Source organism: Arenibacter aquaticus (assembly GCF_003957295.1).
Taxonomy (GTDB): domain Bacteria; phylum Bacteroidota; class Bacteroidia; order Flavobacteriales; family Flavobacteriaceae; genus Arenibacter; species Arenibacter aquaticus.
In genome coordinates, this window is the sequence record NZ_RQPJ01000005.1 from 135,915 (window position 1) to 150,610 (window position 14,696).

Sequence of the window (14,696 nt, forward strand, 5' to 3'; positions counted from 1 at the left end):
ATGCAATACGGTATTTGCCACCTTAGTATTGTCCCTGTACGTGCCATTGCGGATGACGCAGGCGAAATGGTTTCCCAACTTTTGTATGGAGAACATTTTAAAGTTCTGGAACAACGAAAAAAATGGAGTAGGATCCGAAACGCTTTTGATAAATGTGAAGGCTGGATAAGCAATCAGCAGTTTACCCTTATATCTGAAGATGAATTCAACGGAATTGAAGATTTGGGTACCTACAGAATAACATCAGAATTAATTTCTTTTATAGAAACAGAAAATACTGTTCTACTACCTATTGTACTAGGCTCTCCCATTCCTAAACACTGCCTGTTGCAAAACAGTTTTGACGGCTCCTACAGCGATGGAATGCAGGACAAGAGAGAAATAGTTAACAAGGCCCTGCTCTATTTAAACGCCCCTTTTTTATGGGGCGGCAAAACAACATTTGGTATAGACGGACCCGGCTTTACCCAAATGGTTTACAAAATAAATGGCTACCGTCTACTTAGAGGTGCCCAAGAACAATCCACACAAGGGGAAGCATTAAGCTTTATTGAAGAGAGCGAACCAGGGGATCTGGCCTTTTTTGATAATAATGAAGGCATCATAGACCACGTAGGGATAATCATGGAGAACAACTATGTTATCCACTCCTATGGCAAAGTACGCATAGACAGGATAGACCATACAGGTATCTTCAATACAGAGACCAATACCTACACCCACAAACTAAGGGTCATTAAAAAAATTATATAAAAAAAGGGCCAACGTTTTCCGTTGGCCCTTTTTCTTAGTAATAGGTTCAAATTACTCACCCATTAACTTTTTAAGACGTAAGAAGTTTTCATTGTCTCCCAAAGCCCCGTAAATATTTTTCAACTGGGAAAGAATACTTTGGTTGTCCGGATTTAATTTTAAGGCATCCTCCAAAATAATAGCCCCGTCACGGAATAAACTATCTTTTTTGGCCTTTAATTCGTCATATCTGGCAATATCCTTTTTGGAATTCCCCAAAGAATTCATTTCATCAATTAATTCGTTCCCCTCATTTACATAGGTAGTTGAAAGGTTCAATTGAGCGTTTACATAACCCGGATTAATTTCGATAGCCCTTTTGTAGGCCTTCCTAGCATCTTCCAAGTTACCTTGCTCCATATTAATTACCCCTACGTTATAAAACAAATCTGGATTATCAGGGGCTACTTCTGAAGCCTCGGCCATTAGCGCCTTAAATTTTTCCTTATCACCCAACTTATAGTATAAATTGGCCTCGTTCAAAATAAGGTTCACATCTTGTGGATCTTTTTCCCTAGCATCCTTGTACGCCTCCAACGCCTTGTCATCTTGACCTAATTGGGTATATATCAAAGCAATATTCTTTACTATTTCAGTAGTCTTGGACGGTGTTTTTTCCTCAATTGGATCCTTATATGCTCCAGATTTGATCATCAAATCCCTTTGGGTCTTGTCCATCTCCTCTACCTCTCCTGTAGATACATTGGTAGCCTTATATACAACAGCGCTACCGTCAAAGCCTAAATCCTTAAGCTCATTGTAAAAAGTAAGTGCCTTTTCATAGTGTCCGCCATTAACGGCACTACTAGCAGCATAATAAAGATATACGGTATCCTTTGGACTAAGCTTATACCCCATATAGAGTTTATCGGCAGCAGCCTCGTATTCTTTATTGTTGTTGTCCTCAACAGCAGAATTGATTAGATCGGCGGTCATATTGGAAAGCTTCTCTTGGGCATCTGCCCCATATTTGTTTTTACCACTTTCTTCTTCAATTTCACTTACTTTTTTTAAGGAAGAAATAGCTTCATCAAAAGCTCCTTCAGTGCCCTTCTTTGCCAAATCGGCATAGGCGCTACCTCTTAAAAAATAATACTGGGCCTGCATTTTTGGATCGGCACTGCCAATCAATGAAGATGCCGACTCCAAAGCAGATTTGGCCGCCATGGCATCGCCCGACTTCAAGGCCTTATCGGCCGCTTTAATCTCACTTTTTTGGGAAAATCCAGCTACGGAAATCAACATAGCCCCCATTATGATAATACTTGTTCTCATTTCTATATTTATTAAATTACCTGTTAGTGTTTAAATGTTATTCTTTTGTTTCTGCACTATCATTATCAAGAGCCGTGCCATCCTCTTCTTTAGCATCAACATCCATAGTGCTTATGTCATCAATATCGTCCTCTTCCTTCATTACCTTGGCCACTGCTGCAATGGAATCCTTACCTTTAATATTGATGAGCTTAACACCTTGTGTTGCCCTACCCATTACCCTTAGATCCTCGACACTCATTCTAATGGCGATACCCGATTTGTTGATGATCATTAAATCATCCGAATCCGATACGTTTTTAATTGCCACCAGACCACCGGTCTTTTCGGTAATGGATATCGTTTTCACCCCTTTACCTCCTCTATTGGTAACCCTATAATCATCTATACTGGATCGTTTTCCATAACCTTTTTCAGAAACTACCAATATTTCTTCTTCAAAATTATGCACACTTACCATTCCAATTACCTCGTCATTTTCATGTGCCAAGGTTATTCCACGTACCCCAGAGGCATTTCTACCCATAGGTCTGGTCTTAACCTCTTCAAATCTAATGGCCTTACCAGATTTTAAGCCAAGGAATATCTGACTGGATCCAGTGGTAAGCTTAGCTTCCAGCAGCTCGTCATCCTCCCTAATACTTATGGCATTAATACCATTTTGTCTAGGCCTTGAATACTGCTCCAAAGAAGTCTTTTTCACAACCCCCTTCTTAGTGGCCATGATTACAAAATGACTGTTTACGTATTCCTCATCCTTAAGGTCCTGTGTACAGATAAAGGCCTTCACCATATCGTCATTCTCAATATTGATCAGGTTCTGTATAGCCCTTCCCTTAGATGTTTTGGTTCCTTCCGGAATTTCAAACACCCGCATCCAGAAACATTTTCCCTTCTGGGTAAAGAACAACATATACTGGTGGTTGGTCCCAACAAAAAGATGCTCCAAGAAATCTTCATTCCTAGTAGAGGATGCTTTTTGACCTACACCTCCCCTATGCTGTGTCTTATACTCCGTAAGAGGGGTCCTTTTAATATAACCGGCATGGGAAATGGTAATCACCACCTGCTCATCCGGAATCATATCTTCCATGCTAAGGTCACCCCCGGCAAAATTAATTTCGGACCTACGGTTATCACCGTATTTATCCTTTATCTCCAAAAGCTCTTCCTTAATGATATCCATCCTTCTTTCTTTCCTGGCTAGGATATCCTTTAAATCGGCAATTGTTAGAATTATCTCATCGTATTCAGACCTTAGTTTGTCCTGCTCCAGTCCGGTCAACTGTCGCAAACGCATTTCTACAATGGCCTTGGCCTGAATTTCACTAAGCTTAAAGCGCTCCATTAACTTCTCCCTAGCTTCATCCGCGTTGGAAGACCCTCTTATGATAGCGATAACCTCATCTATATTGTCAGAAGCAATTATAAGTCCTTCCAAGATATGGGCCCTATCTTCTGCTTTTTTAAGCTCAAATTCTGTACGCCTAACTACTACTTCATGGCGATGCTCCACAAAATAGTGGATCATATCCTTAACGTTCAACAACTGCGGCCTTCCATTTACCAAGGCTATATTATTGACGCTAAACGAAGATTGAAGCGAAGTATATTTAAATAGGGTATTAAGTACTATATTGGGAATAGCGTCCCTTTTAAGAATGTATACGATCCGCATACCACTCCTATCGGACTCATCCCTTATGGAGGAAATACCCTCAATCTTTTTCTCATTGATCAAATCGGCGGTTTTCTTAATCATATCCGCCTTATTGATCTGGTAGGGAATTTCTGTTACCACGATACATTCGCGACCCTGCACCTCTTCAAAACTTGCCTTGGCCCTCATTACAACACGGCCACGTCCGGTATGAAAAGCTTCCTTGACCCCGTCATAACCATATATAACACCCCCAGTTGGGAAATCTGGTGCTTTTATGTGGGTAATCAATTCATCTACCTCAATATCATTGTTCTCTATATAGGCCACAGTACCATCAACTACCTCGGATAAGTTATGGGGAGGCATATTGGTAGCCATACCCACAGCAATACCGGAAGCCCCATTTATCAACAAATTAGGTATCCTGGTAGGAAGAACCGTTGGCTCTTTTAAGGAATCATCAAAGTTAAGCTGATGATCTACGGTATCTTTCTCGATATCGATCAACATATCATCGGCAATCTTTCGCATACGCGCCTCCGTATAACGCATAGCTGCCGGACTATCGCCATCTATGGAACCAAAGTTACCCTGACCATCGACCAACATATATCGCAAACTCCACTCCTGGGCCATACGCACCATAGAATCATAAACAGAGGTATCACCATGTGGGTGATACTTACCCAAAACTTCCCCGACAATACGAGCCGACTTCTTATGGGCGCTAGTAGATCTAACCCCTAATTCGTGCATTCCGAACAAAACCCTTCTATGTACGGGCTTTAAACCATCCCTTACATCTGGCAGGGCACGTGACACAATGACCGACATTGAATAATCAATGTACGCAGATTTCATTTCATCTTCAATGTTGATCGGAATTAATTTTTCTCCTTCTGCCATTTAAAATCTTCTATTTATTTATAGTTAAAAAAGCACGACAATATACGTAAAATCGATACTATACAAGCACTTACAACATACTTTTGTAAATAATTTATTAACACTTTAACTATAGGCTTCGGTTAACAAATTGATTGTTAATATTTTTGTTATTAGTGGATTTTTTCGTCAATTACACCACCTTTGTCGAATATTAGGTACAGTATTTGCCATAGATTGGTATAGATTTACTATTTTTAAAGTTGAAAGGATATTTTATGGACGACAATTTTTCCCCTAGAGTAAAAGATGTAATTGCTTATAGCAAGGAAGAGGCCTTAAGATTAGGCCACGACTTCATTGGTACTGAGCACTTAATGCTGGGATTACTGCGGGACGGTAACGGAAAAGCCATCAGTATATTGGATGCCTTGGACGTGGATTTAGACCACTTGAGAAGAAAAGTGGAGATTTTGAGTCCAGCCAATCCCAATGCCGGTAGCTCACAAAAAGACAAAAAGAATCTGCATTTGACCAGACAGGCAGAGCGTGCGCTAAAGACAACATTTCTTGAAGCTAAATTATTTCAAAGCTCTTCTATTAATACCGCTCATTTATTACTTTGCATTTTGCGAAACGAGAACGACCCTACTACAAAATTATTACACAAACTAAAAGTTGATTACGACGGAGTAAAAGACCAGTTTAAATCAATGATAACTAGTGATGACGATTATATAGACACCCCTACTTCGGAATCGTTCCCAAGCGATTCGGACGAACCCGGAGATGAAAAAGAGGGTACTTTTGGTAGTTCGGGCACCGGTCAAAAAGGTAGCAAAAAATCCAAAACCCCGGTATTGGACAATTTTGGACGCGACCTTACCAGAATGGCAGAAGAAAATAAGCTGGATCCCGTAGTGGGACGTGAAAAGGAAATAGAACGTGTTTCCCAAATTCTTAGCAGAAGAAAAAAGAACAATCCCCTGTTGATAGGCGAACCCGGTGTAGGTAAAAGTGCCATAGCCGAAGGCTTAGCCCTTAGGATCATCAATAAAAAGGTATCCAGAATACTCTACAATAAAAGGGTGGTAACCTTGGATTTGGCTTCCTTAGTGGCAGGCACCAAGTACCGCGGTCAGTTTGAAGAAAGAATGAAGGCCGTCATGAACGAACTGGAAAAGAACGATGACGTTATTCTGTTCATAGACGAAATCCACACCATTGTAGGTGCTGGTGGCGCCACTGGCAGTTTGGATGCCTCCAACATGTTTAAACCTGCATTGGCCAGGGGCGAAATTCAATGCATTGGAGCCACAACTCTGGACGAATACAGACAGTATATAGAAAAGGACGGCGCTCTGGAAAGACGCTTCCAGAAGGTTATAGTTGAACCTACCTCCGTAGTGGAAACCATTGAAATACTAAAAAACATAAAAAGCAAGTACGAGGACCACCACAACGTTATATACACGGATGAGGCCATAGTGGCCTGTGTTAAGTTAACAAACAGATATATGACGGACAGGTACCTACCGGACAAGGCTATAGATGCCTTGGACGAGGCCGGTTCCCGGGTACATATAGTTAATATGGATGTGCCCAAACAAATTCTAGAACTGGAAAAACAGCTGGAAGATGTACGGGAATTAAAAAATACCGTGGTTAAAAAACAGAAATACGAGGAAGCAGCCAAACTAAGGGACGACGAAAAACGAATAGAAAAAGATTTGGCCGTAGCTCAAGAAAGATGGGAAGAAGACAGTAAATTGCATAAAGAAACGGTTACCGAAGATAATGTTGCAGACGTAGTTTCCATGATGAGCGGCATCCCGGTAAACAGGATTGCACAGACCGAAAGCAACAAATTGGCCGAACTGCCGAAGCTCATCAAAAGCAATGTAATTGGTCAAGATGATGCCGTAGCCAAAGTGGCCAAGGCCATTCAGCGTAACCGCGCCGGTTTAAAAGATCCCAACAAACCTATTGGCTCCTTTATATTCTTGGGCCAAACAGGGGTGGGTAAAACCCAATTGGCCAAGGTATTGGCCAAGGAACTTTTTGATTCGGAAGACGCCCTGATCAGGGTAGACATGAGCGAGTATATGGAAAAATTTGCCATATCCCGACTTGTTGGAGCACCTCCAGGATACGTTGGCTACGAGGAAGGTGGCCAATTAACCGAAAAAGTACGGCGTAAGCCCTACTCCGTTATTCTTTTGGACGAGATAGAAAAAGCCCATCCAGACGTGTTCAATATGCTGTTGCAAGTACTTGACGATGGATATTTGACCGACAGTCTAGGCAGAAAGATCGACTTTAGGAATACCATTATCATTATGACGTCCAATATTGGGGCCAGACAGCTAAAAGACTTTGGACAAGGTGTAGGCTTTGGAACCTCGGCAAAAAAGGCACAGGCAGACAGTCACCAGAAAAGTGTTATTGAAAATGCCCTGAAAAAGGCCTTTGCTCCGGAATTCCTTAACAGAATAGATGATGTAATCGTATTTAACGCCTTGGAACGGGAAGATATCCATAAAATTATAGACATTGAACTGAACAAATTGTTCATTAGAATCAAGGATATTGGGTATGATCTACAACTTACCGATAAGGCCAAGGACTATATAGCCGAAAAAGGATTTGACAAACAATATGGCGCCAGACCACTTAAAAGAGCAATTCAGAAATACATTGAAGATGCCCTTGCCGAAGAAATCGTCAACTCCAAACTAGAGGAAGGCGATACCATTCACATGGATCTAGAAGGCAAAAAAGACGAACTGAGCATAAAGATCATCAAGTCGGAGAAATCCTCCAAAACATAAAAATTGAACCGTATTTTTACTAAAAAAGGAGTAGCAAACAGCTACTCCTTTTTTTATGAATTCATCTTGAATTGTAAGAAATAATAGACATCTAAGCCAATTCCTTTCCACATAAACGATTAAACTGTCTTTTATCTAATAATTTTTCTATTGCATACACTTAATTCTACATTCGCCACAGACACACTATATAAAATACGAAGAATGAAAGTCGGACGACCCAAGAAGACTATTATCGTAAGAGAATACCAATTGGATATTGGAAAAGTCCAGGTATTTGACGATCACATGATTTCCATTTTTAATGAAGGAATCACCATGACAAAGGAGAGAGTTTTTCAACTCATTGGAATAATGGAAATTCATTTTAGAAATAAAAATTTCGGTTATATAAGCCTAAGAAAAAACTCTTATGCCATAGATCCAATGGTATACAATCAAATACGGGAGATAGAAAATATGAAAGCGCTTGCCGTGGTTTCCATCAAAGAAATTGATATGCACAATTTCAATATAGAAAGGTTATTTTACAAGAAACCGATGAAATTTTTCATAGACCAGGACAACGCTCTCAACTGGATAAAAAGACGTGTAAGAACGGCAAAATCCTAACGACCTACTTATAGCCCCCAATACTTCCAAAACCAGACAGTACCTTATTTTCCCTTTTCTTCTTTGGCATCTTCAGGTTCAACCACCTTAAACAGATCCAAGTAAGACTTGCCTATATGATCTAGAATACTGCTGGCGATCAAAGCTTGAAAGCCAGTTTCCCCAACCGCAATATCTGCTGCCCTACCGTGTAAGTATACTCCAAAAATAGCCGCATGAAGCGCAGAATACCCCTGAGCCCTTAGACCCGTAATTATACCTGTAAGCACATCACCACTACCCCCGGTGGCCATTCCCGGATTTCCACTAGTATTCACATATCCACGATTGCCGTAAACCGTAATGGTATGAGCTCCTTTTATTACCACTATACAGTCGTATTTCTGCGAAAACTCCTTGACCTTTCTAAGCTTATCAAAATCATTTTCCCACTTGCCCAGCAAGCGCTCCAACTCTTTAGGGTGCGGGGTTAGAACGGATTGAGCCGGCATTTTATCCAATAGACCTGGGGTTTCGGACAATATATTAAGTGCATCCGCATCAAGGACCAAAGGTATGGTGTTGTTATCCAAAAAATTTGAGAGTGCCTGCGCTGTTGTGGGATGGGTCCCAATCCCCACTCCCATTCCTATAACATTGGGGGAAATACTAAAATCAATATTGGAAATCTTTTCCTCCGCACTATCGGTCAATACCATAGCTTCCGGAAAAGAACTCTGCAAGGGTAGATACCCACATTTGGGAACAAAAGCTGTAACCAAGCCACTTCCGACCAACAAACTGCCTTTGCAGGCAAGGGTAACCGCCCCAATCTTCCCATAGCTCCCCCCAACAATTAGGGCATGCCCATAGGTGCCCTTGTGGGAATATTTCTCCCTTGGCCTATACATGGCCAATACTTCATTTTTCCCTATCAGCTCATAATCGGTCTCCATTCCCTGCAAAAATTCCCAATCCAAACCTATATCCAAAATCTCCCATTGCTCCACAAAAACACCTGTCTGAGGCAGAAAAAAGGCCAATTTGGGAACCTGAAACGTCAACACATAATTTGCCCTTATAGCCCCTTCGGAACTAGGCACCATATCCTGCATAAACACCCCGGATGGCATATCGATTGCTAAAATAAAAGCCTGGGAATTGTTCAAGTGCACTATTAAGTTTTGCACCCAATCATCCGGGGCCCTATTTAAACCTATTCCAAAAATAGCATCCACCACAACATCCTCTTGGGCAATTGCAGGGAAGGTAGCGTCCTCATTTAAGAAATTTGGCCAGATACCTTTCTCTTTTAGTCGATCCAAATTAATTAAAAAGTCCTCAGATCTACTATCGCTATAATTAACAATATGAACATCAATATTATACCCATGTTCGTTAAGATGCCTTGCCAAAACCAAGCCATCTCCCCCATTGTTCCCTATGCCACAGAACAAATGAATTTTTATCTGTGCACCCTGCAATCTGGAATGAATCCAATTAAAAATCTGGATTGCAGCCCTTTCCATAAGTTGCTCACTAGTAATTTGTTGCTTTTCTATTGTGAATTTATCAGCATCGTATATCTGTTTACCACTAAAAATCTTCATTCCACAAGATTATTTATAAAAAATTGATGATTTAGTAAAAATTCAACCAAACATTTGATTGGGAAGTCAAAAATACTACATTTGGTTCTTTATTTTAAGAATGACAAGAAGCAATACGGATATAAAACCTAATCATTCACCATTATTCAATGGTTGCATTACAAGTACCGTTATCGGCACCACTACCCCTTTGGGGTAAGCTACTACATATACGTCTGTCATACAATTTTATCAAAATTCAGTTTTTATTATCTAATTCTATTGAACCATGAAAGTTCTTAAATTCGGGGGCACTTCAGTTGCCAACGCAAAAAACATAAGCCTAGTAAAAAATATTATTGCCGATTTAAAATCCGACAAAACCGTAGTTGTGGTATCTGCCCTTGGGGGAATTACAGACCTCATATTAAAAACAGCTGCCTTGGCCTCCCAGCAGGACAAAAGCTACATGACCTCGCTAAAAGAAATAGAGGATAGGCACCTTGTAACCATTAAAGAACTTATCCCTATCCAATCCCAGAGCAAAGTGCTCAGCAAGGTAAAAAGTGAACTAAACACCTTGGAAACCCTTCTTGAGGGGGCCTTTTTAATTGGTGAGATCACCCCTAAGTTATCGGACAAAATAGTTAGCTATGGAGAACTTCTTTCTTCCTATATAATAAGTGAATACTTTATTTCAGAAGGAATAGACACTGCCTATGCCGACAGTAGGGAACTAATAAAAACCAATTCCACCTATGGAAAGGCAGCCGTTAATTTTGAACGCACCAACCATAATATCTCCAATTTCTTAACCAACTGTAGTAACAGTACAGCAGTAATGGGGGGCTTTATAGCCTCTTCGGTGAACGGGGATTCTACCACTTTGGGACGCGGGGGATCGGACTATACCGCTGCCATAATAGCCAACGCCGGCAATGCTGAGGCTTTGGAAATATGGACAGATGTTAGTGGCATGTATACCGCCAACCCTAGAATAGTAAAGCAGGCCATGGCCATCCCAAAAATATCCTATGAGGAAGCCATGGAACTATCGCACTTTGGAGCCAAAGTTCTTTATCCTCCAACCATACAACCCGTACTGTCCAAAGGCATTTCAATCCTCATAAAAAACACTTTTGACCCCCATGCGCCAGGTACCTTGATTACCAAAAATAAAAATGGGGAAGGCAAAACCGTTCGCGGTATCAGTCATGTAGAAAACATAGCGCTTATTTCGTTAGAAGGTCCTGGAATGGTTGGTATTACCGGTATTTCCAAACGTTTTTTTGAAGTACTATCTACAGCCGGCATCAGTGTAGTAATGATAACACAGGCCTCTTCAGAGCATTCTATCTGTATAGGTGTGGACAACCATGATGCGGACCATGCCGTACAGGTTATAAACGATGCCTTTAACGTTGAAATTTCCCAGGGTAAAATAAAAACTGTGGTGGCCGAAAAAGACTTGGCCATCATAGCCCTTGTGGGAGACAATATGAAAAGTCACCAGGGACTAAGCGGTAAGATGTTCAGTACCTTGGGCAAGAACAATGTTAATATTCGCGCAATTGCCCAGGGAGCATCGGAACGTAATATATCTGCCGTTATCCTTAAAGAAGACGTAAAAAAGGCCCTCAATACACTGCACGAAGAATTTTTTGAAGAAAACGTTAAGCAGCTGAACTTATTTGTAATGGGTGTTGGGAACGTTGGTGCTAAATTCTTAAACCAAATTCTAACTCAAAAGAAATATTTAAAGGAAAAGCTTAAACTTTCCATTAGGGTCATTGGTATTTCCAACTCAAGGACCATGGTTTTTGATGAAGACGGAATTGCCCTTAAAAACTGGCCAGAGCTATTGGCCAAGGGACAGAAGGCTGATAAAGAGCTATTTTTTGAAACCGTAAATAAGCTAAACTTCAGAAACAGCATTTTTGTAGACAACACCGCTAGTCAGGAGGTTTCAGAGACTTATAACTCTTACCTAAGAAATAGCATATCGGTAGTAACTTGCAACAAAATAGCCTGCTCTTCAGAATACAGTAATTATCAGGAATTAAAGGATTTGGCCCGCCAATACAATGCACCTTTCCTATTTGAAACCAATGTAGGAGCAGGACTACCAATTATAGACACCCTTAAACACCTTGTGGCTTCTGGCGATAAAATACTTAAGATACAAGCGGTTTTATCGGGCAGTTTAAATTTTGTATTCAACAACTTTAATGATACCACCACCTTTCACGATGTTGTAAAGCAAGCGCAGGAGGAGGGCTATACAGAACCGGACCCCACTATAGATTTAAGTGGTGTGGACGTTATGCGAAAAATCCTGATCTTGGCCAGGGAAAGTGGCAATGTTTTGGATATTGAGGATATCCAAAACGATTCCTTTCTGCCCAAAGAGAGTTTGGAGACCAACAACAATGCCGATTTCTTTAAGACCCTGACCAAGCACGAGGAGTCATTTCAAGAAATGTACCGCAAGGCTGTAGAAGAAGATAGCAAGCTAAAATACGTAGCCCAATATGAAAATGGCAAGGCCAGTGTTGGGCTACAACGCATACCTAGAGGACATGATTTTTATAATTTGGAAGGAAGTGACAATATTGTCCTGTTCTATACGGAACGTTATCCAGATCAACCAATGATCATTAAAGGAGCCGGAGCCGGGGCCGATGTTACCGCTTCGGGGATATTTGCGGATATTGTACGTATCGGAAATTTTTAAGATTGTTTATAAGAATTGAAATCATAACAACCTATAATGAAAACTGAGGAAATTAGAATTTTCTGTCCGGCCACCATAGCCAATGTATCCTGTGGTTTTGACGTATTGGGATTGGCATTGGATGCCGTTGGTGACGAGATGGTAGTAAGAAAAACCGATGAAAAAGGTATCAAGATCACCAAACTCACCGGGCAGGACCTACCTACCGAAACCCTGCAGAACGTGGCCGGGGTAGCCGGCTTGGCCTTATTGGCAGAAAGTGATCATGTAGGTGGTTTTGAGATCGAGATATACAAGAAAATAAAGGCGGGTAGTGGTATTGGAAGTAGTGCTGCCAGTTCTACCGGGGCAGTATGGGCCATGAACCAACTATTGGGTTCCCCTTTCAGCAACCTAGACCTTGTTAAATTTGCGATGGAAGGAGAGCGATTGGCCAGTGGGGTGGCCCATGCAGACAATGTAGCTCCTGCTCTTTTTGGGGGCTTTACACTTGTTCGCAGTTACCAGCCCTTGGACATTATTAAGGTTCCTACTCCGCCTGAATTGTACGCCACCGTTATTCACCCGCAAATAGAAGTAAGGACCTCAGATTCCAGACGTATCCTTAAAACCTCCATTTCCTTGGAGGACGGCATAAAGCAGTGGGGCAATGTAGGTGGCCTAATAGCCGGTCTCTACACCAATGACTACGATCTTATTGGCAGATCCCTGGTAGACCACATTGTAGAACCTATTAGGTCTATCCTAATCCCAGGGTTCGACAAGGTAAAGGAAAACGCCATGGGTGCCGGTGCCCTAGGCTGCGGCATATCGGGATCTGGTCCATCTATTTTTGCATTGAGCAAAGGAAAGGAAACCGCTGCCAAGGTAGGGGAAGCTATGAGAAACGTATACGAAAAGATTGGTGTTGAATATGATATTCACGTTTCTAAAATAAATACGGAGGGAGTTAAAACTATATAGGGCCATCCCTGTAGCACCTCTTGGGGCCATAATATATCTATAAACTAACATTATACCTAAACTATAATAAATATGAACTTCTATAGCCTTAACAAACAAGCACCCAGTGTCTCCTTTAAAGAAGCTGTAATAAAAGGTATAGCTCCAGATAGAGGGTTATATTTCCCTGAGAAAATTACAGCATTACCAGAGACCTTTTTTAATAACATAGAAGACTATTCAAACCTCGAGATTGCCTTTAGGGCCATTGAACAGTTTGTAGGCGAGGATATTCCAGCGGATGCCCTAAAAGAAATTCTGGCAGAGGTCCTGGACTTTGAGTTTCCGGTGGTTGAAATTGAGGACAATGCAGCTACCTTGGAACTCTTCCATGGCCCAACACTTGCCTTTAAGGATGTAGGTGCCCGTTTTATGGCAAGGTGCTTAGGATATTTTTCCACTGAAAAGACCGAGGATGTAACCGTATTGGTAGCCACCTCCGGAGATACCGGTGGAGCTGTAGCTAACGGATTTCTGGGTGTAGATGGGGTAAAAGTAGTAATCCTATATCCCAGCGGAAAAGTTAGCGATATTCAAGAAAAGCAGTTGACCACCCTGGGCCAAAACATTACGGCCCTTGAAGTGGAAGGTACCTTTGACGATTGTCAGACCATGGTAAAAACAGCCTTTTTGGACGAAGGAATAACGAATAACATGCAGTTGACCTCGGCCAATAGTATCAACGTAGCCAGATGGCTTCCCCAGATGTTCTATTTTTTATTCGCCTATAAGGAAATGAAATCAAAAGGCAAGGACATAGTATTCTCTGTGCCAAGCGGTAATTTTGGAAATATCTGTGCAGGTATCATGGCCCAACGCTTAGGGATGCCCTGCCGTCACTTTATTGCCTCTACCAATGTAAACGATGTTGTTCCCCGCTATATGCAATCGGCAAAGTACGAGCCAAAATCCTCCATAGCAACTATCTCAAATGCCATGGATGTGGGGGACCCTAGCAACTTTATCAGGATAAGACATTTATTTGAAGACAATTTTGATTCCTTGTCCAACAACTTGTCCTCCTATTCGTTTACAGATGAAGAGACCAAAGCAACCATCCTAAAATTGCACAACGATTATAACTATGTAGCCGATCCACATGGTGCCGTGGGTTATTTAGGGCTAAAGAAATATCAAGAAAGCCACCCCAATACCTATGGAATATTTTTGGAAACCGCACACCCAGTAAAATTCCTGGACGTAGTGGAAGATACCATACGCGATAACATTGCCTTACCGGACAGTATTATAGCGGTAATGGATAAAACTAAAAAATCTGTTCAAATATCCGAATACCAGGAACTAAAAGACTTTTTACTAAATAGTTAACAGCA

At 41.3% G+C, this 14,696-nt stretch carries 9 protein-coding genes; 6 read left to right on the plus strand and 3 right to left on the minus strand.

The window, feature by feature from the left end; translation table 11 throughout:
* On the plus strand, positions 1–753 hold the full coding sequence (locus EHW67_RS10080; RefSeq protein WP_126162261.1) for a C40 family peptidase: 753 nt from the start codon (positions 1–3) through the stop codon (positions 751–753).
* A gap of 51 nt (positions 754–804) precedes the next feature.
* Here the strand turns inward: EHW67_RS10080 and EHW67_RS10085 are convergent, their stop codons facing one another.
* Positions 805–2,067, minus strand: coding sequence for a tetratricopeptide repeat protein (locus tag EHW67_RS10085; RefSeq protein ID WP_126162262.1), 1,263 nt, complete (start codon positions 2,065–2,067; stop codon positions 805–807).
* 37 nt (positions 2,068–2,104) lie between these two features.
* On the minus strand, positions 2,105–4,636 hold the full coding sequence (gyrA, locus tag EHW67_RS10090) for a DNA gyrase subunit A (RefSeq protein WP_126162263.1): 2,532 nt from the start codon (positions 4,634–4,636) through the stop codon (positions 2,105–2,107).
* Positions 4,637–4,893: 257 nt separating this feature from the next.
* Between gyrA and EHW67_RS10095 the strand changes: the two genes are divergently transcribed.
* Together EHW67_RS10095 and EHW67_RS10100 are read left to right on the plus strand one after the other, a co-directional pair.
* Positions 4,894–7,446: an ATP-dependent Clp protease ATP-binding subunit gene (locus EHW67_RS10095; protein WP_126162264.1), complete on the plus strand. Its 2,553-nt coding sequence runs from the start codon at positions 4,894–4,896 to the stop codon at positions 7,444–7,446.
* A 204-nt stretch (positions 7,447–7,650) separates the two neighbouring features.
* On the plus strand, positions 7,651–8,058 hold the full coding sequence (locus EHW67_RS10100) for an STAS/SEC14 domain-containing protein (RefSeq protein ID WP_126162265.1): 408 nt from the start codon (positions 7,651–7,653) through the stop codon (positions 8,056–8,058).
* A gap of 44 nt (positions 8,059–8,102) precedes the next feature.
* Here the strand turns inward: EHW67_RS10100 and EHW67_RS10105 are convergent, their stop codons facing one another.
* Positions 8,103–9,647, minus strand: a complete 1,545-nt coding sequence (locus EHW67_RS10105) for an NAD(P)H-hydrate dehydratase (RefSeq protein ID WP_126162266.1) — start codon at positions 9,645–9,647, stop codon at positions 8,103–8,105.
* Positions 9,648–9,915: 268 nt separating this feature from the next.
* On the opposite strand from EHW67_RS10105, the gene thrA reads away from it, so the two are divergent.
* From thrA to thrC, 3 genes are all read left to right on the plus strand, one after another.
* A complete protein-coding gene (gene thrA / locus EHW67_RS10110; RefSeq protein WP_126162267.1) occupies positions 9,916–12,360 on the plus strand; it encodes a bifunctional aspartate kinase/homoserine dehydrogenase I in 2,445 nt (814 codons plus the stop codon).
* 36 nt (positions 12,361–12,396) lie between these two features.
* Positions 12,397–13,323 carry a homoserine kinase gene (locus EHW67_RS10115; protein ID WP_126162268.1) on the plus strand — a complete coding sequence of 309 codons (927 nt, stop codon included), beginning with the start codon at positions 12,397–12,399 and terminating at the stop codon, positions 13,321–13,323.
* Between the two features lie 72 nt (positions 13,324–13,395).
* Positions 13,396–14,691: a threonine synthase gene (thrC, locus tag EHW67_RS10120; RefSeq protein ID WP_126162269.1), complete on the plus strand. Its 1,296-nt coding sequence runs from the start codon at positions 13,396–13,398 to the stop codon at positions 14,689–14,691.
* The last annotated feature ends 5 nt before the right edge of the window (positions 14,692–14,696 follow it).

Coding starts and splice junctions, on each gene's coding strand:
- EHW67_RS10080 (WP_126162261.1), top strand. CDS start 1: ATGCAATACGGTATTTGCCACCTTAGTATTGTCCCTGTACGTGCCATT.
- EHW67_RS10085 (WP_126162262.1), bottom strand. CDS start 2,067: ATGAGAACAAGTATTATCATAATGGGGGCTATGTTGATTTCCGTAGCT.
- gyrA (WP_126162263.1), bottom strand. CDS start 4,636: ATGGCAGAAGGAGAAAAATTAATTCCGATCAACATTGAAGATGAAATG.
- EHW67_RS10095 (WP_126162264.1), top strand. CDS start 4,894: ATGGACGACAATTTTTCCCCTAGAGTAAAAGATGTAATTGCTTATAGC.
- EHW67_RS10100 (WP_126162265.1), top strand. CDS start 7,651: ATGAAAGTCGGACGACCCAAGAAGACTATTATCGTAAGAGAATACCAA.
- EHW67_RS10105 (WP_126162266.1), bottom strand. CDS start 9,647: ATGAAGATTTTTAGTGGTAAACAGATATACGATGCTGATAAATTCACA.
- thrA (WP_126162267.1), top strand. CDS start 9,916: ATGAAAGTTCTTAAATTCGGGGGCACTTCAGTTGCCAACGCAAAAAAC.
- EHW67_RS10115 (WP_126162268.1), top strand. CDS start 12,397: ATGAAAACTGAGGAAATTAGAATTTTCTGTCCGGCCACCATAGCCAAT.
- thrC (WP_126162269.1), top strand. CDS start 13,396: ATGAACTTCTATAGCCTTAACAAACAAGCACCCAGTGTCTCCTTTAAA.